This window comes from Flavobacterium sp. AJR, from assembly GCF_002156885.1.
Taxonomy (GTDB): domain Bacteria; phylum Bacteroidota; class Bacteroidia; order Flavobacteriales; family Flavobacteriaceae; genus Flavobacterium.
Genome location: NZ_NCWQ01000118.1, coordinates 1 through 21,140, shown reverse-complemented (window position 1 = coordinate 21,140; position 21,140 = coordinate 1). Strand labels below are relative to the sequence as shown.

19 protein-coding genes and 1 pseudogene are annotated in these 21,140 nt (G+C 32.5%); 10 read left to right on the top strand and 10 right to left on the bottom strand.

Annotation, left to right across the window (positions count from 1 at the left end; genetic code table 11):
- Nucleotides 1-168: 168 nt before the first annotated feature.
- From B8T70_RS21690 to B8T70_RS21670, 5 genes are all read right to left on the bottom strand, one after another.
- The gene (locus B8T70_RS21690) at nt 169-1,335 is read right to left on the bottom strand and encodes a DUF1501 domain-containing protein (RefSeq protein ID WP_086896200.1); all 1,167 of its coding nucleotides are present in this window, start codon (nt 1,333-1,335) and stop codon (nt 169-171) included.
- Between the two features lie 12 nt (nt 1,336-1,347).
- On the bottom strand, nt 1,348-2,745 hold the full coding sequence (locus tag B8T70_RS21685; protein ID WP_086896199.1) for a DUF1800 domain-containing protein: 1,398 nt from the start codon (nt 2,743-2,745) through the stop codon (nt 1,348-1,350).
- Between the two features lie 389 nt (nt 2,746-3,134).
- Complete coding sequence (locus B8T70_RS21680) at nt 3,135-5,534, bottom strand: ribonucleoside-diphosphate reductase subunit alpha (protein ID WP_039115926.1); 2,400 nt, start codon at nt 5,532-5,534, stop codon at nt 3,135-3,137.
- Between the two features lie 282 nt (nt 5,535-5,816).
- Nucleotides 5,817-6,794: a ribonucleotide-diphosphate reductase subunit beta gene (locus B8T70_RS21675; protein ID WP_039115924.1), complete on the bottom strand. Its 978-nt coding sequence runs from the start codon at nt 6,792-6,794 to the stop codon at nt 5,817-5,819.
- A 342-nt stretch (nt 6,795-7,136) separates the two neighbouring features.
- Nucleotides 7,137-7,706, bottom strand: coding sequence for a DUF3109 family protein (locus tag B8T70_RS21670; RefSeq protein ID WP_086896198.1), 570 nt, complete (start codon nt 7,704-7,706; stop codon nt 7,137-7,139).
- Nucleotides 7,707-8,080: 374 nt separating this feature from the next.
- Here B8T70_RS21670 and B8T70_RS21665 point away from each other — a divergent pair, with 374 nt between their 5' ends.
- The 3 genes from B8T70_RS21665 (at nt 8,081) to B8T70_RS21655 (ending at nt 9,597) form a co-directional block, all read left to right on the top strand.
- The gene (locus tag B8T70_RS21665; RefSeq protein WP_039115921.1) at nt 8,081-8,659 is read left to right on the top strand and encodes a MarC family protein; all 579 of its coding nucleotides are present in this window, start codon (nt 8,081-8,083) and stop codon (nt 8,657-8,659) included.
- A 127-nt stretch (nt 8,660-8,786) separates the two neighbouring features.
- Nucleotides 8,787-8,990: a hypothetical protein gene (locus B8T70_RS21660; protein ID WP_039115920.1), complete on the top strand. Its 204-nt coding sequence runs from the start codon at nt 8,787-8,789 to the stop codon at nt 8,988-8,990.
- 1 nt (nt 8,991) lies between these two features.
- Nucleotides 8,992-9,597, top strand: coding sequence for an FAD-dependent oxidoreductase (locus tag B8T70_RS21655; RefSeq protein ID WP_086896197.1), 606 nt, complete (start codon nt 8,992-8,994; stop codon nt 9,595-9,597).
- Between the two features lie 270 nt (nt 9,598-9,867).
- On the opposite strand, the gene B8T70_RS21650 is transcribed toward B8T70_RS21655, so the two are convergent.
- From B8T70_RS21650 to B8T70_RS21630, 5 genes are all read right to left on the bottom strand, one after another.
- Nucleotides 9,868-10,179 carry a hypothetical protein gene (locus B8T70_RS21650; RefSeq protein WP_039115918.1) on the bottom strand — a complete coding sequence of 104 codons (312 nt, stop codon included), beginning with the start codon at nt 10,177-10,179 and terminating at the stop codon, nt 9,868-9,870.
- Nucleotides 10,180-10,224: 45 nt separating this feature from the next.
- On the bottom strand, nt 10,225-10,590 hold the full coding sequence (locus B8T70_RS21645) for a nuclear transport factor 2 family protein (protein WP_039115917.1): 366 nt from the start codon (nt 10,588-10,590) through the stop codon (nt 10,225-10,227).
- Nucleotides 10,591-10,607: 17 nt separating this feature from the next.
- Nucleotides 10,608-12,185 carry a S41 family peptidase gene (locus B8T70_RS21640; protein ID WP_086896196.1) on the bottom strand — a complete coding sequence of 526 codons (1,578 nt, stop codon included), beginning with the start codon at nt 12,183-12,185 and terminating at the stop codon, nt 10,608-10,610.
- Between the two features lie 80 nt (nt 12,186-12,265).
- Complete coding sequence (locus B8T70_RS21635) at nt 12,266-12,700, bottom strand: dCMP deaminase family protein (protein ID WP_039117873.1); 435 nt, start codon at nt 12,698-12,700, stop codon at nt 12,266-12,268.
- Nucleotides 12,701-12,703: 3 nt separating this feature from the next.
- On the bottom strand, nt 12,704-13,297 hold the full coding sequence (locus tag B8T70_RS21630) for a HupE/UreJ family protein (protein WP_039115913.1): 594 nt from the start codon (nt 13,295-13,297) through the stop codon (nt 12,704-12,706).
- Nucleotides 13,298-13,479: 182 nt separating this feature from the next.
- Between B8T70_RS21630 and B8T70_RS21625 the strand changes: the two genes are divergently transcribed.
- The 7 genes and pseudogenes from B8T70_RS21625 to B8T70_RS24145 form a co-directional block, all read left to right on the top strand.
- Nucleotides 13,480-14,196, top strand: coding sequence for a DUF6882 domain-containing protein (locus B8T70_RS21625; protein ID WP_086896195.1), 717 nt, complete (start codon nt 13,480-13,482; stop codon nt 14,194-14,196).
- A gap of 456 nt (nt 14,197-14,652) precedes the next feature.
- A complete protein-coding gene (locus tag B8T70_RS21615) occupies nt 14,653-16,110 on the top strand; it encodes an NAD(P)/FAD-dependent oxidoreductase (RefSeq protein WP_086896201.1) in 1,458 nt (485 codons plus the stop codon).
- 88 nt (nt 16,111-16,198) lie between these two features.
- Entirely contained in the window at nt 16,199-16,948 is a 750-nt protein-coding gene (locus B8T70_RS21610) for a hypothetical protein (protein WP_086896194.1), read from the top strand.
- 174 nt (nt 16,949-17,122) lie between these two features.
- A complete protein-coding gene (locus B8T70_RS21605; protein WP_086896193.1) occupies nt 17,123-17,686 on the top strand; it encodes a nucleoside monophosphate kinase in 564 nt (187 codons plus the stop codon).
- Between the two features lie 515 nt (nt 17,687-18,201).
- Complete coding sequence (locus B8T70_RS21600; RefSeq protein ID WP_086896192.1) at nt 18,202-19,401, top strand: serine hydrolase; 1,200 nt, start codon at nt 18,202-18,204, stop codon at nt 19,399-19,401.
- A 270-nt stretch (nt 19,402-19,671) separates the two neighbouring features.
- A complete protein-coding gene (locus B8T70_RS21595; protein ID WP_086896191.1) occupies nt 19,672-20,802 on the top strand; it encodes a nuclear transport factor 2 family protein in 1,131 nt (376 codons plus the stop codon).
- 133 nt (nt 20,803-20,935) lie between these two features.
- Nucleotides 20,936-21,140 (top strand): annotated as a pseudogene (locus B8T70_RS24145) (transposase); the annotation flags it as partial.

Below are 21,140 nucleotides of genomic sequence, written 5' to 3'. Positions count from 1 at the left end.
ATGACAAATGACAATTTTTAGTTTTTATCTTTCCCTTTCTTCTGTTGAAAATCTAAACATAAATGTACTAAAAACAGAAATCCTTTTTTATTACAAACATAGGATGACAAACGGTTTGGTTAATTGATGTTTATAATAAATTTAATTAAAATTCGTAGCTATCTATCCTTAAAACAATCCCCTAACAGGCTTATTATTTATTCCAATTTTAGAATAATCAAAATTCATTTTTTGCTGTAATAAGGAAGCATATACACTTCTAAAATCAATTTCATATTTTAAGTCCCCGTTATCCAAATTAGACAAATCTGGATTATTCCCTAAAATTGTTCCTTTATTATTCCCACCTATAATAAACATCGGCGCTGCTGTTCCGTGATCGGTTCCGTTTCCGTTGTCTTTTACTCTTCTTCCAAATTCCGAAAACACAACAACCGTAACATTTTGAAGTAATTGAGCCTGTTTTAAATCCTGATAAAAAGCATACAAAGCATCATTCAAATCGGATAACTTTTTCTCATGAATAGCAAGCTGATTATCATGTGTGTCAAATCCGCCAAGCGATGTATAATACACTTTTGAATTTAAATTTCCTTTTATTAATCTACCAATCCATTCTAGATTTTTGGATAATTCTGTTTTAGGATAACTTATTTCCGTTTTAGATTTTGCCAATGCTTTCTGAATTTCATCAGATCCTTCAATAACTGAATTGGCTATTTTTCGAACAAAATCTAATTGCGGATTATTCGACAATGTTACATTCTCTTCTTTATCTGATTTTACCTTAAATCGGTTTGGATCTTTAACTGTGATTGAATTGGGCTCTACTCCTTTCAAAGCCAGATTGTCTATTGTGTCAAGATTAATCCCAGCCGTTGCCTGATGTTCTTTACATTGCAAATCCAAATACCGCCCCAACCATCCTTCATTTATATATTTATTAGAATCTGTTGCTGTTTGCCAAATTTCCTGACTACGAAAATGCGACCGAATCGGCTCTGGATAACCTACATTCTGAATTACTGTTAAATCTCCATTTTGCTGCATTTGTGCAAAATCTTTCAAAGAAGGATGAAACGCCATTCCTTTATTTTTTCCTATCACAACATCTTTATTCAAAGCAATTTTTGTTCTCAAATCATAATACAACGGATTATCGTACGGAATAAAGGTATTCAATCCGTCATTCCCTCCATTAAGCTGAACAAATACAACACATTGCTCTCCAATTACCAAACTATTTTGAGAACCATAAGCATGCAAAAAATCAGGAAGCAAAAGCATTCCACCAGTAAACGTTCCTGTTATCGATATAAAATTCCTTCTGTTCATAACTTTAAACTTCTAGATTAATTGATATTCTGGCAACTTTGTAATGTAATTAAACAGTCTGATTACTGCATAATTGGCATGAGAATCCTTTGGATCAAAATCATATTTAAGTAAATCCTCCATGTCTTTTTGTACCGATTCATCTACTTTAAATAATAACCTGTTAGACAATTCGGTAATAATTGTTTTATTACTCCCATTAGAATCAAAATCAATTTTGACATCAATTTTATCAAATTCTGCCTTCGGTTTCTCACTTTCACCACTCATTGTATTCAGTACTTTTTTCGTAATACTTCTTCCGCTACAAAGTAAATCTGAGGTGTTATTTCGTTGCAAATAAACCTGAGAAGTCAGCCATGAATTTCCGCCATCCCAACCTTTTACATTTACTTGATTATATAAATCCATTCCTTGCTGTTTCAAAAAGAACATAACCATACCGTCATCGAGATCATCAATATGCAATTCTTCTAGGAGTTGTAAAATATATACTAACGGATCTTTTATTTTGGTTCCCGAAACATCTTTACCATATTCTTCGATAAAAATTTTAGTTAGCAACGGTTCTATTTCAAACTTCACTTTCCTAAAATAATCGCCATAATAGGTCACTAATTCTTCTGACGGATTATCATAAATAAACCATTTCAGAATTTTTCGGGTAATTAAATACGGAATACTTTTCTGTTCAAAAATTATATCAACTAAATCATCTGCTTTCCAATTTCCCGTTTTTCCAAAATACGTCTTATCGGTATCATCTTCTGCAAAGCGCCTGTAAACCGCACCATCATCTCCATAATTAAGTCCAGCTAAAGCTCTTGCTCCGTTTTTAACATCATTTTCAGAATAATTCCCAATTCCAATTGTAAACAATTCAAGTAATTCGCGACTTAGATTTTCGTTGTATTTCCCTTTTTTATTATCAACATTATCCAAGTACCTCACCATTGCATTCGATTTTATGATTTGCTTAGTGAGTTCTTTGAAGTTGCCGAAAGCATGCTCACGCAAAATCATATTGTGCTGGTAAATCCAATAATTAACTTTTACTTTTTGAGAAGTAGATACGAAGTGATTGTGCCAGAAGCAAACCATGTTTTCGCGTAACGGAAATTCATCGTTTCGCATTTTGGCAATCCACCATTTTTTTAATTCAACAGCCGAATAGATTTCTTTTTTAAAAGCTTTCTTTTTAGCTTCCGAGTCAGCTGTTTTTATAGATTCACGTAGTTCTTTAAGTTCTACAACTGTTTTGGGATCATCGTCTAAAAAAGCAGGAAGTTGTTTATCGAATTTTGAATCATAGGAATGTTTTAGAAATTTTTCTAATCCTAGTTTTTCAATCTTATCAGATTCTTTACCTGAAAAACCCAATCGTAACGACCAAACATTGCTTTTTTTCATAACGCAGGAATTTATTTGAGAATAAGACTTTGTTTTTAATTAAAGGTTTAAAAGGGAGGTTCTGAGATTCTTAGTTGCTAAGGCTCTAAGATTAAAAACGCTATTTATAGATTCAATATTGCCCTTGAGGAAATTGAGTATTTACTCTATATTTATTGATACTCTCTACAAGTTTGCCTTTCTTCTGGCATGGGAGTTATTTCGCAAAGTTTTTTCTCAATCTTGTCTTTCCTGACGATGAAGGACAAGATTGGCGAGCTACTCGTGGAGATCTCTCATTCTTCGAGATGACAAGTTTGGGCAAAAAAAAAGCAGCTACCATAATGATAACTGCTTTCTATTAACTAAGAATAAAATCTTTATTCTATTTTTTATCTTCTAAAAAAAGATTAAGAACCACACATTTCGCAATCGTCTGGATCTCCTGCTTGTGCTTTTAGCAACATTGCTTTGTAATCCTCAACGCTTATTGATTCTGTTTCTGGAACCAAAGCTGCTGCTGGTGCATCTTCTTCTTTTTTATCGTTGTTTAATGTAAATTTAATTGCATCTACAGCCGATTTGGTACGTAAGTAATACATTCCTGTTTTTAAACCTGATTGCCAAGCGTAAAAGTGCATTGACGTAAGTTTAGAATAATTCGCATCTTGCATAAACAAGTTTAATGATTGCGATTGATCTATAAAGTAACCTCTTTGGCGTGACATATCGATAATATCTTTCATCGACATTTCCCAAACAGTTTTATAAAGATCTTTTAAGTCTTGCGGGATAATATCAATGTTTTGAACTGATCCGTTATGACGCATGATTTCTTGCTTCAATGTTTCGTTCCACAATCCTAGTTTTACTAAATCTTCTAGTAAGTGTTTGTTTACAACGATAAATTCTCCAGATAATACACGACGAGTGTAAATATTAGAAGTATAAGGCTCGAAAGCTTCATTGTTTCCTAAGATTTGTGAAGTCGAAGCTGTTGGCATCGGAGCAACCAATAATGAGTTACGAACTCCATGTTCCATTACTTCTTTACGTAACGAAGCCCAGTCCCAACGTCCTGATAACTCTTCGTCTTTCATTCCCCACATATTGTATTGGAATTCTCCTTGTGACATTGGAGATCCAGCAAATGTAGAATATGGTCCTTCTTCCTGAGCCATTTCCATAGATGCGGTTACAGCTGCAAAGTATAATGTTTCGAAAATTTCCTGGTTTAATTTCTTAGCCTCATCACTTGTAAACGGCATACGCAACAAGATAAAAGCATCTGCTAATCCTTGCACTCCAAGTCCTACCGGACGGTGACGCATATTAGAGTTTTCAGCTTCTTTTACTGGATAGTAGTTTCTGTCGATTACTTTGTTTAAGTTACGTGTTACACGTTTTGTAACGTTGTAAAGCGCTTCGTGATCAAATTTTCCGTTCTCGATAAACATTGGCAACGAAATAGAAGCCAGGTTACAAACTGCGATTTCATCTTTAGATGTGAACTCCATAATCTCAGTACACAAGTTTGATGAACGAATTGTTCCTAAGTTCTTGTGGTTAGATTTACGGTTTGCTGCATCTTTGTACAACATATACGGTGTTCCAGTCTCGATTTGTGATTCAAGGATTTTCTCCCATAATTCACGAGCACGGATTGTTTTTCTTCCTTTTCCTCTAAATTCATAGTCAAGGTACATTGTTTCGAATTCTTCTCCGTAAACATCATATAATCCAGGACATTCGTTAGGGCACATTAATGTCCAAGAAGCATCTTCTTGTACACGTCTCATGAATAAATCAGAAGTCCACATTGCGAAGAATAAATCTCTCGCACGCATTTCTTCTTTTCCTGTATTTTTCTTTAAATCCAAAAATTCAAAGATATCTGCATGCCAGGTTTCGATATAAATCGCAAAACTTCCTTTACGTTTTCCTCCACCTTGATCTACATAACGTGCTGTATCATTAAATACTCTCAACATAGGAACAATCCCGTTTGAAGTTCCGTTAGTTCCACGAATGTAAGAACCTGTAGCGCGTACATTATGAATAGAAAGTCCGATTCCTCCCGCCGATTGAGAAATTTTAGCCGTTTGTTTCAACGTATCGTAAATTCCATCGATACTATCGTCTTGCATTGCAAGAAGGAAACAAGATGACATTTGTGGTTTTGGAGTTCCTGCATTAAACAATGTAGGAGTTGCATGGGTAAAGAATTTTTTCGACATTAAGTCGTATGTTTCCATTACCGATTTTAAATCATCAAGGTGAATACCTACAGACACACGCATTAACATATGTTGTGGTCTCTCGACAATCTTACCATTTATTTTAAGCAAATACGAACGCTCCAGGGTTTTAAAACCAAAGTAGTCGTAATTAAAATCTCTTGTGTATATGATATGCGAATCTAAAAACTCAGCATTTTCCTGAATTACTTTAAATACTTCATCCGAAAGAAGTGGTGCTTCTTGACCATTTCTTGGATTTACGTAGTTATACATATCCTTCATCGTTTCAGAGAACGATTTTTTAGTATTAGAGTGTAAGTTTGAAATTGCAATACGAGCAGCCAATTGAGCATAATCCGGATGTGCAATCGTCATTGAAGCCGCAGTTTCGGCAGCAAGATTATCTAGTTCCGAAGTCGAAACACCATCATACAATCCCTCGATAACGCGCATAGCTACCTTAACAGGATCTACAAGTTCATTTAACCCGTAACACAATTTTTTGATTCTTTCTGTAATCTTATCAAACATTACGGGCTCTTTGTGGCCATCTCTTTTTACTACATACATAAGCTTACCTTTATAATTATTATTGAAAAAATGAAAGCATAGAGGACGAGCCTCTATACTTAAACATTGCGTGTTTTTATATTAATTTGGAAATTAGTAGATTTCCAATAGTTACCCTCTCCCCAACCTGGTATATAGGCTGAAAATTAGTCAGTGATAGTGTCGAATCTACGATTTGGGGGAAATCAGATTCAACTTTTAAATTGTCTAGTTATAGAAACCTTCGTTTCTTAATTTTTTTGTTTTTTGAGCGTCGTGGTAATCGCTAAAATGCTTTGTTGTCTAAAAATCTGCATCGAATGAAATTTTTTGAGCATCACTATCTGTGTTCATCACACCTGATTTTTGATACTCTGCAACACGTTTTTCAAAGAAATTGGTTTTTCCCTGAAGTGAAATCATATCCATAAAGTCAAACGGATTTGCTGAACCGTAAACACGGTCACATCCTAATTCAACAAGTAGTCTATCGGCAACAAATTCTAAATATTGTGTCATTAAGACAGCATTCATACCGATTAAACTTACTGGAAGAGATTCTGTAACAAACTCTCTTTCGATGTTTAAAGCATCAACGATAATTTCTTTAATTCTATCTTTAGGAACTTTGTTAATTAAATGGTGGTTGTGTAAATGCACTGCAAAATCGCAATGAACTCCTTCGTCACGAGAAATTAACTCGTTTGAGAAAGTTAATCCTGGCATTAGTCCACGTTTTTTCAACCAATAAATAGAACAAAAAGCTCCTGAAAAGAAGATTCCTTCTACAGCTGCAAAAGCAATTAAACGCTCTGCGAATGAATCTGATTCAATCCACTTTAAAGCCCATTTTGCTTTTTTGGCAATTGCAGGAAAAACATCTAATGCATTAAATAGATCATCTTTCTCTGCTTCGTCTTTTACGTAAGTATCAATTAATAATGAATAAGTTTCACTATGAATGTTTTCCATCATAATTTGGAATCCGTAAAAAAACTTTGCTTCTGCATATTGTACTTCGTTTACAAAATTCTCAGCAAGATTTTCGTTTACGATTCCATCAGATGCGGCAAAGAATGCTAATATATGTTTGATAAAGTATCTTTCGTCGTCAGATAACTTATTATTCCAATCATTTAAGTCTTGGTGCAAATCAATTTCTTCAGCAGTCCAAAAACTAGCTTCCATTTTTTTGTACCATTCCCAGATATCATGATGTTTGATAGGAAAAATTACGAAACGGTTCTTATTTTCTTGTAAAATTGGTTCGACTTGTGACATTATAGTTGTGTTTTATTTTAAATATTTTCAATAGATTTTCATCCATTTGTGTAGACTACAAAGATTGTCATTTGTTGGCTAAAATAAAAGTCAAACTTATTCACAATCGAGTCTAGTTTTTAACAAAGGGACAAAAACAGAATAATTTTCATACAATTACTAACATTCTGAAAATTAGACAGTTAAATCTGTCCAAATTCACGTTAGCAAGCGTAAAATATAGGATTTTTGAAATAAAATGCAAGACTTTTTTATAATTTTTAAAAATCTTTTTTCAGATCATTTGCAATAATTTTTACTGCAATATCAGCATTGTTTCCTTGTAAAAAAAATGGGATGTTTTTAAGAGCGTTTTATGTCTTGTGCAACTTTATCAAGTTCCATATACCAATCTTCTCCAAACTTGCGAATTAACGCTTCTTTTACAAATTTATAGACTGGAACTTCAAGCTCCTGACCTAAAGAACAGGCAGCATCACAAATATCCCATTTGTCATAATTAACTGCTGCAAACTCGGTAAAATCTTTTACTCGGATTGGGTATAGATGGCAAGAAACTGGTTTTTTCCAGGTTACGATTCCCTGATTATAGGCTTGCTCGATACCACAAAGCGCAGTTTTACCATCAAAGATTACATAGGCGCAATCTTTATTATCAATTAATGGTGTTTCCAGATCACCATCTGTACCTTTTACCCAAGTTCCTTGCGCTTCGATAGCTGCAATTCCTTCTTTGCGTAAAAACGGTTTAACTTTTGGGTATATTTCTTCTAATATCTTTGTTTCTTCTTCACTTAGCGGAGCCCCAGCATCACCATCAACACAGCAAGCACCTTTACAAGCTGATAAATTGCAAACAAATTCTTTTTCAAGAATATCTTCCGAAACGATGGTTTTCCCTAATTGAAACATGATACTAAAATACTGAAATTTATAAAGTGCAAAGATAGGCAAAGAAAACAGATGAAATGAGATTAAATTTTTACTGCAGAATGTGTTGAAATTTAACCCCAAAGTTTTTTTTTCGTCAACAAAAGCAACGAAAAATTAAATTTTAGAAGACATATCATAACCTTTTCAAAACCCTGCCAGCCATTTCCGCTCCTGAGTTTACTAATAATCTTTGCGAATCCTTGAAGTAAAAACAAAATTTTGTTATAAAAATCATTATTTTACACAACAACACGTGTTTTTATAACAAAAATACACTATTGCTAATTTCTTATGAAAAAGCCCTAACTTTATTATCTAACTTTGCACATCTTTAAACACTAAATCAAAAAATTATGCTAGAAATTGATTTTAAGGAAATTATCACTGTCGGGATGGTGTTATTTGCAGTAATTGATATTGTGGGTTCTATCCCAATCATTGTTAATTTAAGATCAAAAGTCGGGCATATCGAATCTGAAAAAGCCTCAATAGTAGCTGGTCTTATCATGATTATCTTCCTTTTTATCGGAGAAGGATTTCTTAAAATAATTGGTATCGATGTTCACTCATTTGCTGTCGCAGGATCTTTTGTTTTATTCTTCTTAGCCTTAGAGATGATTCTTGGTATACATATATATCGTAACGAAGAAGCAAGCTCTGCATCAATCGTTCCATTAGCATTTCCGTTAATTGCCGGAGCAGGTACAATGACAACTTTATTATCCTTGCGTTCTCAATTTCATACTATAAATATAGTTATCGCAATTATACTTAATATTATCTTGGTATATATCGTTTTAAAATCTTCTTCTAAGATCGAAAAATTACTGGGTGAGAATGGACTTGGCGTAGTTCGTAAGACTTTTGGTGTAGTCCTTTTGGCCATTGCTGTTAAATTATTTGCAGCTAATGTTAAAGGTTTGTTTGTCTAAAATTAATTTTCATAAATTTACCCCCTCAGAAATACTTAAATACCAGAATATTCGTTTTAGGGATCCAAAAAACAACGTTTCAGTATTTATCTATTTCTCTTAATAGTTAGAAATAAATAATTGTCCTATGAAAATTTTTACTTCCATATTAGTGCTTTTAGCATTAGCTTTGATTATTTTCAATATTACTTTGCTTGACTTTCAGAATCCTTTACAAGGAGATAGCATGGTAGCTTTTATTGGAATCGCTGCTTCATTTTGCGCTGTACTAATTCTTTTAATTTTTAGAGTTTCTAAAAAAATAGAAGAAAAGATGAACGATCAACAATAATATGTTTGACGTTTTAATTATTGGCGGAGGGGTATCAAGCATGTCCTGTGCACTTGTTTTAGGATCTGCACAAAATAAACCTTTTGCTATTGACAAAAAAATTGGGGTTTTTACTCACCAAAAAAACTCTTCTCTTCAAGAAGCTCTTTTTAATAATGCTTATGGTATTGCTCCTGGAAAATTAGGTTCTGAATTATTATCTGAAAGTACCAAACATTTAAGCCAGGCGTATCCGCATATTGAGCAAATCCCAAATGAGAAAGTAATAAAAATAGAAGGTGAATATCCTGAATTTTTAATTACTACAAACAGAAGCTCTTATAAAACCAAAATGATAGTTGTAGGGATTGGTTCTGCAAATACTTTTGCTATCGAAGGCTTGATACAATATATCGAACCTCATAAAAAAGCGCTTCCCGAAAAACAACGAATTCAGTTAAAAAACATCGACCATAAAGTTGCTGAAGGTATTTATGTAATTGGTACTCTGGCTGGCTGGAGAAGCCAACTTGCAATTGCTGCAGGAAGTGGAGCTGCCGTTGCAACGGATATCTTAACGGTATGGAATAACGGCGTGCAAACTCATGCTCACGACAGTACTCGATAACTTTTATAACATCAGCCTTTTTTTTATTTTACCATTAAGAAAAGTTAAGCTTGGGTTTAAATAATTCAAACTTTAATAGCCAAATCTAAAAACATCAAATTTTTTATTTTAAACCATTAAGAGATTAAGAAAGCTACGTTTTAGACACTTTACAGACTTAATCTCTTAATCGTAAAAAAAGAAAAACCATTAGACTAAGCTTAATAAACTTAATGTCTTAATGGTTCAAAAATCTTAATATTTCAACAATTTTAATGCATTAGCATTAACTTATTTTACAGAAACAATCTCTTTTACTTTTATATGTTTCTCGGTATCAGCTTTCCAGATTTCTCCTTTTAAAGAAACCTCATCTCCTTCTTTTAGTTTCTTATAGTTTTCAGGACCGCCTACATTTACAATGCTAATTGTAGCATAGTAAATTTCGTTTTTCTCCGTCTTTACTTTTGCAGTATAACCGTCTTTACCAAACTCGATAGATTCTACTTTTCCTGAAATCGTATTTTTATCTTTCATACATGCACAAGAAATTACAAAAACCATTAAGACTAACAGAAAACTTATTCTTTTTAAATTTTTCATGTTTATTATTTAACTGTGAAGTTCGCTAAGTTAAACTCATTAATTCTATTTTAATTGTATGCAACTACCTGCAATAACTTTTAAATTGTCATCAAATTGTTTCCAAACTCTTATATATCTAAAAACACCATCTATAGGATCATTATCATATTTCCCTTTTAGCAAAATAGTAACTCCAACAACTGCTGAATCATCAATTACATTAATAATTTGATCTGAAGCTTCCAGAACATCTATTTTAATTTTACCTGAGCGATAGGTATCTAAATCGAATTCCTTGGTAATCGTTTGCCCATCTGGTAAGTTAAACAATAAATCATCATGTAGAATCTTTTCCAGAGCTAAAACATCTGCATTTTTAATAGCAGCTAAAAGCTCAATTTCGGCATTTACAATAGTCTTTACTTCCATTTTGATAAAATTTAGCGTTATTTCTTCTGATTTAAAACAGCCTTAATCATTGCATCATTTTTAAGAATCACATCGTAATAGTAAATTTCTCCATACAATTGTCGAGCAAATTCAGCTGTAATATAACGACTAATGATTGCTTTATTTTTATCTAATTTTAAATCTAATCCGTTAATAGAAAGATATTTTTGAAACGATTTAAAATAATCATCCGTCGCATGCATTTTGGCGATAAACTCTTTATAGTTCAATCCTGTGAATGCTTTTCGGTTTTTATCCAACTGCTCAAAAACAAAATGTCCTACGATACCAGTTTGTAGTAAATAAGCCGAGCCTTCGCTACCATGTTCCATTTCGATAGGTACAAAAACATCTGGCACTATACCTCCACCTCCGTAAACAATTTTACCTTTTGGTGTTTTATATTTTAATGTATCAACAACCTTAATACTGTCTTTACTATATAATTCTCCGTTATTAAATCGTGAATCCGATTCTTTAAAGTAATCTTCGTTTCCGTGGCTATATGGCTTTTGGATAGAACGACCTGTTGGTGTGTAATATCTTGCAACAGTTAATCGCACAGCAGAACCGTCATTAAAATCCATTTCGCGTTGCACCAATCCTTTTCCAAAAGAACGGCGACCAATTATATTTCCTCTATCATTATCCTGGATTGCTCCTGCCAGAATCTCACTTGCCGAAGCACTATTTTCGTTGATTAAAATAGATACTTTTCCGTTTTCAAAACTTCCAGCTCCTGTAGCATAGGTCTTTTCAGTTTCGCCATTTTTATTTTTGGTAAAAACAATCAGTTGTTTGTTTTTCAGGAATTCATCTGCAATCGCAACCGCTTCTTCCATATATCCTCCTCCGTTATCACGAAGGTCGATAATAAGCGACTCAATTCCATTTTGTTTTAATTTGGTTAAACCCGATTTAAACTCTGCAAAGGTTGTCTCTGCAAAACGATTGATTTTTATATATCCGGTATTTTTATCTAATAACATCGAGACATCAACACTTTTTATCGGAATAACGTCTCTCTTTATTTTGACTTTTAATTTCTTTTGTTCTGATTTCCTATAAACTGTCAGCTCTATCTCTGTTCCTTTTTCTCCTTTTAATTTAGCAAATAAACTATCAGAAGGAAGTTTTCGACCAAACAATTTTGTTTTTCCTACGTATAAAATCCTATCGCCGGCTAGAATTCCTGCTTTTGCCGAAGGGCCATTTTCTACAGGTTTTATAATCGCAACGGAATCTCTATACATATAGAAATTTACACCAATACCCACAAAATCACCTTTCATACTTTCGGCAACTTCTGCTTGTTCGCTTGGCGGAATATAAACGGAATGGGGATCTAGTTTTGATAAAATATTATCTACTGTAAGATTTACAATAGAATCGGTATCTACACTATCTACATACTCATTATTGATGAAATCAATTAATTTGTTGAGTTTGTTCTTAGAGTTGGTTTTAGCCAAAAACTGATCCTGTACCGGAGCGTTTAACATAACTCCAAGGACAGTTCCCAGAGCTAAAGTTACTCCAATAACTATTGGCAAATATTTAGGATTGAATTTCATATGTAGTTAATATTTAATTTATGAGAACAGATTATTGCCATTCTTCATAAGTAACCGTGTATCTTGAAATTACTGTAACTTTATTCTTCTTCTAACACAGGAATATGTTCTACCTCTACACCTGCTTTTATTAAGAATTGAATACCTGCATCATCACGATATCCGTTTTGGTAAACAACTCTTTTTATCCCCGATTGATGAATTAATTTACTACATTCTTTACATGGAGAAAGCGTTATATACAACGTTGCTCCTTCGCAAGATTGAGTAGATCGCGCTACTTTTAAAATAGCATTTGCCTCGGCATGTAAAACATCCCAGCGCGTTAATCCTTCTTCATCTTCACAACAGTTCTCAAACCCAGATGGTGTACCGTTATAACCATCAGAAATAATCATGCGATCTTTTACGATAATTGCACCAACTTGCTTGCGCTTGCAATACGACAACAAGCTCCATTCTTTAGCTATTCGCAAATAGGCTTTGTCGTATCTATTTAATTTTATCTTTTCCATTTTTTATCTGCTCCATATTTCGCTCTCAATAACCATCGGGATTACAACACCTATTATAAATGCTGACATCGCCAAAGTCCAGTCACGTTTTGAAAAACGAAAAATAGTCTGTACAATATATGAGATTATTAAAACTACAAAAACCACAATAATTTGAGCTGCCTCAATCCCTAATGCAAATTCTCCTAATGGTAATAATTTTGATGATGGACTACCTCCTAATATTGTTTTAAAATAATTAGAGAATCCTAAACCATGAATTATCCCAAAGAAAAGTGTTATAAAAAACACTAAATTAATACTCTCTGTCTTGGATGATTTTCCTGCTGTAAAAAAATTAAAAAAGGCTGTTATTAAAATAGTTATCGGAATTAAAAATTCGACAATATTTACTTTAATAGTAACGATTCCGTAAACCGAAAGCAACAATGCTAATGTATGCCCAACTGTAAAAATAGTTACAAGAAGCAAAATTCTTTTCCAATCCTTAAACGCATAAGGAATGGTTAAAGCCATTAGAAACATTACGTGGTCGTAAGCATGAATATCTAGAACGTGTTTTAATCCTATTTGAAAATAAATCCAAAAATCTGACATGGGTATTTTAATTTAAAATTGATAAAGGGTGTGTAAACTTACGATTAATTTTGAAAATGGTAGATTGCTATTCTAAAATCATTAAATAAAAATTGGTTCAAAATAATTTTGACAAAAATATAATCAGTTAATAAATATTTTACAAGCTAAACTTTAATTTTAAACAATAATAAAAGAAACATATGGGATTTTTCAATAAAATATTTGGGCAAAATAACAAGATAGAAACACAACAGGATTTGACAGCTTTTAAAACAGACCAAGAACTGATCGAAAGATATGGTGGGATTGTATTTGATAAACAATTAGATTTTGGAGACTTAATTGGGAATAATAATTGGAATATAAATATTGCCAACGGAGAAATTAGTTTTGGAACCAACCTTGTTTTTCCAATTCAAGTATTAGGTACTATTTCACATTCCTCTCAAACCTGGCTTTGGGCTTGGGCAAACACAAAATCTGGGCTTACAGATAAAGTTATCCAACAAGCTTTGGAACTAAAAAAATATGGAGAAGATAATGAAATCAACATTTTAAAAAATGATACTTTCGATTTCTCAAAAGAAGATTTACATCTAATAGGTACTATTGCGTCCGGAATTCATAATTCAAGTGCTTACTATATTTGTGATTACGGACAAGGCGCAATGGTCGTAACAATAAAAAGTGATCAAATTGATAAAAATCGCAAGGACAATCATTTTAGAATTATGACTGTTTTCCCGCAACTAATTTCGCAATTTGATATGAACCATAATCTCGCCTTGACCAATTATTTAACTGATAAAGGATACAATATTTCAGAAAATGGAGTTAAACTAACCGCAACTAAAAATGGAGATATAGTAACAGCCGAATTTGATGACCAGTCACGTCTTATAAAACTAAATGGATAAAAAAGATTGCGATATTATTTGAATAAAAAACAATTATTAACCATTAAATAATAACCATTATATGAAGAATTTTGTACCCGTTATTATAATACTAATTTTAGGAAGTGCGCTTTACAAACAGTTTAATTTTGAAACTCTAAGATTTGAAAAACTAGGTCTCTCTATTATATACCTGATCGTTTTTTTAGCAACGATTTTTCTTTTGATAAAGAACAATATAAATAAAAAAAGTAACGAATAAAAAATGTACTAATAATTTGCTGCTATTCTGACAACACGGAAAAGCAGCAACAAATAGACTTCAAAAGTACACAAGAAACCCAGATAGCTTTGTCTTAATTAAGATAAATAAATGGTTAGACATAGAAAACAAGTCTCACGATAACTCTTATATAGAGCAAGACATTGTATTTTTGCATACGGAACGAAGCAAAGATTAAGTTTAATATAGAGGAAGTGAAAAAAGGAGAAAATGAAGAGGTAAGCTGGACTATTTGCCAGGAATGCCAAGGACGCGGCAAAAAAAGCAGAAGAATCAGCAAGAAAGTTCGACTCCAATATCAAATAGCACTCGATCTATTTGAGAAAAACAAGGGAGAAGAAACGGCTCCAACTCGCCCTAAAGGACATTTATATTCCTGTACTATCTGTCACGGGTCTGGATTGGTACATTCTGCTACTCCACCTGTAGTAGATAAAGAAAACTATCCACACGTTGCTATTATTGGTGCTGGTATAGGAGGAGTTGCTCTGGCCATAGCTTGTTTACATCGTGGAATCCCTTTTACTCTTTATGAGCGAGATAATGACTTTGCTGCAAGATCACAAGGCTACGGACTTACTTTGCAACAAGCGAGTAAAGCAATCGAAGGATTGGGTATTTTTTCGTTAAAAGATGGTGTGGTTTCAACAAGACATCTCGTTCATACTACAGAAGGAAAAGTGATTGGCGAATGGGGCGTTCGAAAATGGATACAATCGGATGTAAAAACCTCTCCAAAACGTTCAAATATACATATCGCACGACAATCTTTGCGCTTAGAGCTACTTGAGCAACTAGGCAAGCATGATATCGTACAATGGGGACATCAATTAATAGATTTTAAAGAATCTGAGGATGGAAGTGTTGATTTAAGTTTTCAAGTAAACCGCAAAATAAAAACGGCAAAAGTAGATCTTGTAGTTGGAGCCGATGGCATTCGCAGTTCAGTCCGCAGATTGCTTATTGGTGAAGACATTACCCCTTTACGCTATTTAGACTGTATTGTAATATTAGGTATTTGCCCTTTAAGTGCTCTCGAAGATCTTAATAGTTCTTTACTAGACTCAGCTACAGTGTTTCAAACTGCCAATGGTAATGAGCGAATCTATATTATGCCTTATACATCTGACTCGATAATGTGGCAACTTAGTTTCCCAATGCCCGAAGAAGAAGCCAAAGCATTAAGTGCCAAAGGCCCTCTAGCACTCAAGGAAGAAGCCTGTCGCAGAACTCAGTGGCACACCCCTATTCCTCAGATTTTGGCAGCTACTCAAGAAGCTCAAATTTCTGGTTATCCTGTTTATGATCGGGAATTACTCCAACCTGAATTGTTAGAAAAAGGACAGCAAGTAACTCTTATTGGGGATGCAGCCCACCCCATGAGTCCGTTTAAAGGTCAAGGAGCAAATCAGGCACTACTAGATGCCCTCTCACTCGCCCGAGGAATCACAAAAGAATGCAGACCTTTATCACAATGGAAGAAAGCTGGAATTAGAAAAAGTGTATTAAATGATTATGAAGCCGAAATGCTAGAACGTAGCGCTATAAAAGTAAAAGATTCAGCAGAAGCCGCACAATTCCTACATTCCGAAGTTGTACTCCATGAAGGGGATCAACCGAGAGGAAGATGTTTGAAGAAAAAAGATGTGTAAGATGCTTTAATCAATTTAATATTTTTATCTAAATAAATATATACTTGAAGAAAAACAATCTAAACTTAAGATAAGCAAAATATTTTTAATGATTTTGAATTTATTTGGTTTAACCAATTATAAACAAAAAACTATTTTAATTCCGAAAGCATTTGTTGAAAGTGAAATTCCTAAAGTTGGGAGCGCTGAGTGGTCTTTATTAAATAATTCTATTGATTTTAAGGTTCTAAATTTTGAGGGAAAACTTAAAATTGAAAAATATAAGACAGATGAAATATGCATACTTCTGATGGCTAATGGCTATTTAGCAGGAAATGATGGAGGGGAATTTGGTGGAGGCAAACTTATTTATGTTCCAAATGACAATCCGAAAAACTTTATTAAAATTAAAGATGCAGCTATGAGACATATTTTCAAATTTAAAGATAAAATATATTTTATTGAAGGATTTGGAAATATGACATTTCATAGTGGTGAACTATACGAACTTGATATTAAAGATGATAATTTTAATTATAAGGAACTTGTCAACTTTGATGATACTCCCATGGCTTACACCATATATAAGGACAAAATTCTAATCGCTACACATAAAAAATTTTACATCCTCAAAGATTTTAAGAAAGAACTCGTTTTTAAAAACACCTTTTGGGACAATTTATATCCAACTTCAATTGCAGCATTCGATGATGAAAATATATTTATGGGAGTAAGAGGTGGTATCGTAAAGCTTGATCTTACAAACAAAACAATTAAATTTTATAAGAATGCTATGCCAGATGAAATTAGTACTAAAATTAATTTAAAACTTCAGGAAATAAGAAATAGACAAAATTAAAAATCGCACTCTAAATCAACAACATACATCTTCGTTGTAGCCATTTTAATTTACAAAGCTCTTTCTGAAAAATGACATGTTGATCAAAAATGTTTTCTGTTTAAATTTGAAAAAAAGTTAATCACTCATAGCAACAATATTTCTTATATTAGCTTAAAAAACAATTACACTAAAATGGAAATTTTATTAATAACCGGACCACCATATTCAGGAAAAGGAACTCAATGTAATGTATTAAAAGAACTCCTTGGTTTTGAACATATTTCAACAGGTGATAAATGCAGAGAAGAAAAACAAAATGAAACCAAAATAGGAAAGATTATGTCTGAATATGAAGAAAAAGGAGATTTAGTTCCTGATTCTATCATGAAAGATCTTTTTAGTAAAATATTGGATGAAAATAAAACAAAATCGGGTATAATTCTAGATGGTTATCCAAGGACGAAAGCCCAAGTAGACGATTTAATAGAACTTGTTGATTCAAAAGGATTAAAAATCGGAAAAGCTTTAAATATCGAAGTTCCAAAATCTGAATTATTGATCAGAGCTCAAAAAAGAGCCGAAACATCTAATAGAAAAGACGACAAAGATCCTCAAATTCATATAAAACGTATAGAGGTTTTTGAAGAATCTACCAGACCTGCAATTGAATATATGAAATCAAAAATCAAAGTACTCACTTTTGATGGTCTTGGAACGATTGACGAAATTACTGAAAGAATAAAAGACAGCTTATAATAATCTTTATTTTTCTAAAGAAAATTAAAAATGAAAGAATGTTTTAATCAAATATTCTTTCATTTTTTTATTTTAGCGTATCTTAAATAAAATTTTCCAATTAAACTAAGTAGCAACTATTGTATAATGTCGTGTTTAAAAATTTGACAAAATAACACAACAGATTGATTTCAAGCTATTATTCCCAATATTGATTCTTTTGACTTTACGACATTTAAACTTTTGACTTACTTATAAATACCATAATTATGAAACGTAGAATTTATTTTATACTTAAGAGATTTATTTCAAAAATGATATCACACATAGAGATGTCGCTATATTACGCTTCATAAACCATATCTGTAAAGGGAAAACGGATATTGGGAGTCTAAAGACTTTATAAAAAAATCCTTTATGAAATTGAAGTAATAAAAACAGCTAAAAAATCACAAAGAATAGGCTGCATAGAAATAAGAGGAACTGATGTAATCATAACTAAAATAGAGAAAATATAGCATAAAAAATAACAGACAATGAAAAAAACATCTTTAATTCTCATACTTTCAATACTAGTCTTTTCGTGTAACCAAAAAACCAAAAAAAATGATACGCTAACTAAAAACTTAAACTTAGCTTATAAAAAAGGGGCAATAATTGGATTTTCAGTTTCCGTAGTAAATGAAAAGGGATTAATTTATGATAAAGGTTTTGGATTTACAGATATTAAGCAAAAGAAAGCATACACATCAAATACAATTCAAAACATAGCTTCAATATCAAAAACGCTAATAGGAATATCTTTATTTAAAGCACAAGAATTAGGAAAATTAAATCTAAACGACCCAATCAATAAGTATTTACCATTCAAGATTGTTAATCCAAATCATCCTGAAATTCCAATCTTAATAAAACATTTGGCTTATCATACCTCTTCAATTACTGATCTTGATGAAGTTTATGCAAAATCATATGTTTTAACAAAAAGCAAACACGATGAAAATGAAGGTGTTTACGACTACTTCAATAAACCAGAAAGCTATATCCTATTATCAGATTTCATGCGAAATAGTCTTACTGAAAACGGAAAATGGTATTCAAAAAATACATTTTTAAATGCTAAACCAGGAGAAAAGCGTGAATATTCAAATATAGCTGCTGCTCTTTGTGCTTTAGTAATAGAATCTGCAACGGGACAAGATTACGCCTCATTTACTAAAGAGAATATTCTAAAACCATTAAAAATGAATTCCTCTGGTTGGTCATCAAAAGATATTGATCCTAATAGACGTTCGAGATTATTTGCAAACAAAGAGAAGATGATTGCCGAGTATTCTCTCATAACATATCCTGATGGAGGATTTCTAACATCAAGTAAGGATTTAGGATTATTTTTATCAGAACTCATAAAAGGATATGAGGGAAATGGAAAACTTTTAAAGAAAGAAAGTTACAATAAACTCTTTGAAAAACAAACATTTGTTAGCAATGGAATAAATGAAGAATATGGTGTTTTTATTGAATTTCGTGATTCCTTTTTAGATATTAAAAATGAAATGATTGGTCATAACGGTTCAGACCCGGGTGTGTTTACAGCAATGTACTTTAATCCTAAAACTAAAATTGGCACCATAGTACTAGTCAACACTGATACCGATTTCACAGCTACTGTTTGGCCAGAAATAGAGCAAATATGGAAAGCAACATCAGATTATCAAAATACAATTGATAAGTAAAAGCCAGTAGATAATCACCGATTTGATAGATTACGAAATTAAGTACGAAATCCCGACAGCGCAGATTTCTAATCCGTGTCCACACAATAAGACATGAGTAAAGACATAAATCTAATAAACTATAATTAAACTGGAACAACATCTATAAACTACGCAAAAACTCATTTTTTTCTCTTAATATTTATAAATCAGGAGTCCTGATTTATAAATTCATTCCTGTTGAAATCCCACCAATCATAGCTTTGTGAAAAATTTAATTCAAAAAAGCTTATGAAAAAAATCATCTATTTTATCGCCCTATTATTTTTGCCAGGTTTATTATTGGCACAGACAGAAGAAGTATTAGTGAAAAAATGTATTGACAATTACATCGAAGGAAGTTCATACAACAAACCTGAAAGCATCGAAAAAGCATTTTATCCAGAAGCCAATCTGTTTTTAAGTCATAAAGACAAAAATCTCTGGATTGTACCTATTAACGAATACGCCAATGGGTTTAAAAAGGGCATTCAGGGACAGTTTAATGGTCGTATAGGCCGAATTCTTTCAGTTGAGTTGTATAACGATATAGCTTTGGCTAAGGCCGAAATAGTAATACCTTCCAAAAAATTAGAATTTATTGATCTGTTTTTACTTAAAAAGATTCAAGGCGAATGGAAAATTATTAGTAAATCTGCAACTAGTTTAAATTCTAATAAATCAGGACAGCATATTCTATTTATTGTTTCTAATGCTCATTATTATGGCAAATCAACCATAGCAACAGGCAATAGTTTTTCTGAAATAGTAAATGCTTACAATACTTTTAAAACAGCAGGATACACCGTCGATTTTGTAAGCCCAGAAGGAGGAAGTATTCCATTGGCATATATCAACACATCCGACACTTTGCAAAAGCAATATTTATTTGATCAAGATTTTATGTATGCACTAAAAAGCACTAAAAAACCCGAGGAAATTGATTCAAAAAATTATAAAGCTGTTCATTATATCGGTGGTGGATCTGCCATGTATGATGTACCTGAAAATAAAGAAATTCAAACTATTGCTCTTAAAGTATATGAAGAAAATAAGGGTATTATCTCTTCTGTTTGTCATGGAACTGCAGGAATTGTAAACTTAAAAACAAAAGACGGCAATTATTTAGTGGCAGGAAAAAAAATTAGTGGTTACCCCGATTCTTTCGAAAAGCAAGATGGAGAATATTATAAATACTTTCCATTCTTAATTCAAAAGACAATTGAAGAAAGAGGAGGTGTTTTTAAGTTTTCTGTTCGTAATGCCGCACATGTAGAAACGGATGAAAGAATCGTTACTGGACAAAATTTTCAATCGTCAAGTGGTGTAGCTTTAAAGATTATAGAATTAATAAATGATGGGAAAAAAGAAAATGGTATATAGTTTAGCATATAACTATTTATTTTATCAAACTTTATAATATGAAATAGATTAACGTTAGCATTAATGGATCAAGAACAAAACCTGGGGAGGAATGTCAAAATAAAATAAGAACTTTGTAATCTAAGAATTTGAGATGACTCCTATAGACCTTTTAAAATTTATGCTGCCTGATTTTTTAGTAGAACACTTTGAAATAGTTTCTAGCACTAACACAGAAGAAGTACTACACCTTTATTTCGAAGAGAGCGCCAAGCCTCCACAAGAGTTTGATATGCTTGAATTAGTATCAAAGGGTTTTCAAGATGAGATTACCATTCAGGATTTTCCATTAAGAGGCA

What these genes read in the sequence shown, in the direction of transcription:
- B8T70_RS21690 (WP_086896200.1), bottom strand. Translation starts at nt 1,335, where the DNA reads ATGAACAGAAGGAATTTTATATCGATAACAGGAACGTTTACTGGTGGA.
- B8T70_RS21685 (WP_086896199.1), bottom strand. Translation starts at nt 2,745, where the DNA reads ATGAAAAAAAGCAATGTTTGGTCGTTACGATTGGGTTTTTCAGGTAAA.
- B8T70_RS21680 (WP_039115926.1), bottom strand. Translation starts at nt 5,534, where the DNA reads ATGTATGTAGTAAAAAGAGATGGCCACAAAGAGCCCGTAATGTTTGAT.
- B8T70_RS21675 (WP_039115924.1), bottom strand. Translation starts at nt 6,794, where the DNA reads ATGTCACAAGTCGAACCAATTTTACAAGAAAATAAGAACCGTTTCGTA.
- B8T70_RS21670 (WP_086896198.1), bottom strand. Translation starts at nt 7,706, where the DNA reads ATGTTTCAATTAGGGAAAACCATCGTTTCGGAAGATATTCTTGAAAAA.
- B8T70_RS21665 (WP_039115921.1), top strand. Translation starts at nt 8,081, where the DNA reads ATGCTAGAAATTGATTTTAAGGAAATTATCACTGTCGGGATGGTGTTA.
- B8T70_RS21660 (WP_039115920.1), top strand. Translation starts at nt 8,787, where the DNA reads ATGAAAATTTTTACTTCCATATTAGTGCTTTTAGCATTAGCTTTGATT.
- B8T70_RS21655 (WP_086896197.1), top strand. Translation starts at nt 8,992, where the DNA reads ATGTTTGACGTTTTAATTATTGGCGGAGGGGTATCAAGCATGTCCTGT.
- B8T70_RS21650 (WP_039115918.1), bottom strand. Translation starts at nt 10,179, where the DNA reads ATGAAAAATTTAAAAAGAATAAGTTTTCTGTTAGTCTTAATGGTTTTT.
- B8T70_RS21645 (WP_039115917.1), bottom strand. Translation starts at nt 10,590, where the DNA reads ATGGAAGTAAAGACTATTGTAAATGCCGAAATTGAGCTTTTAGCTGCT.
- B8T70_RS21640 (WP_086896196.1), bottom strand. Translation starts at nt 12,185, where the DNA reads ATGAAATTCAATCCTAAATATTTGCCAATAGTTATTGGAGTAACTTTA.
- B8T70_RS21635 (WP_039117873.1), bottom strand. Translation starts at nt 12,700, where the DNA reads ATGGAAAAGATAAAATTAAATAGATACGACAAAGCCTATTTGCGAATA.
- B8T70_RS21630 (WP_039115913.1), bottom strand. Translation starts at nt 13,297, where the DNA reads ATGTCAGATTTTTGGATTTATTTTCAAATAGGATTAAAACACGTTCTA.
- B8T70_RS21625 (WP_086896195.1), top strand. Translation starts at nt 13,480, where the DNA reads ATGGGATTTTTCAATAAAATATTTGGGCAAAATAACAAGATAGAAACA.
- B8T70_RS21610 (WP_086896194.1), top strand. Translation starts at nt 16,199, where the DNA reads ATGATTTTGAATTTATTTGGTTTAACCAATTATAAACAAAAAACTATT.
- B8T70_RS21605 (WP_086896193.1), top strand. Translation starts at nt 17,123, where the DNA reads ATGGAAATTTTATTAATAACCGGACCACCATATTCAGGAAAAGGAACT.
- B8T70_RS21600 (WP_086896192.1), top strand. Translation starts at nt 18,202, where the DNA reads ATGAAAAAAACATCTTTAATTCTCATACTTTCAATACTAGTCTTTTCG.
- B8T70_RS21595 (WP_086896191.1), top strand. Translation starts at nt 19,672, where the DNA reads ATGAAAAAAATCATCTATTTTATCGCCCTATTATTTTTGCCAGGTTTA.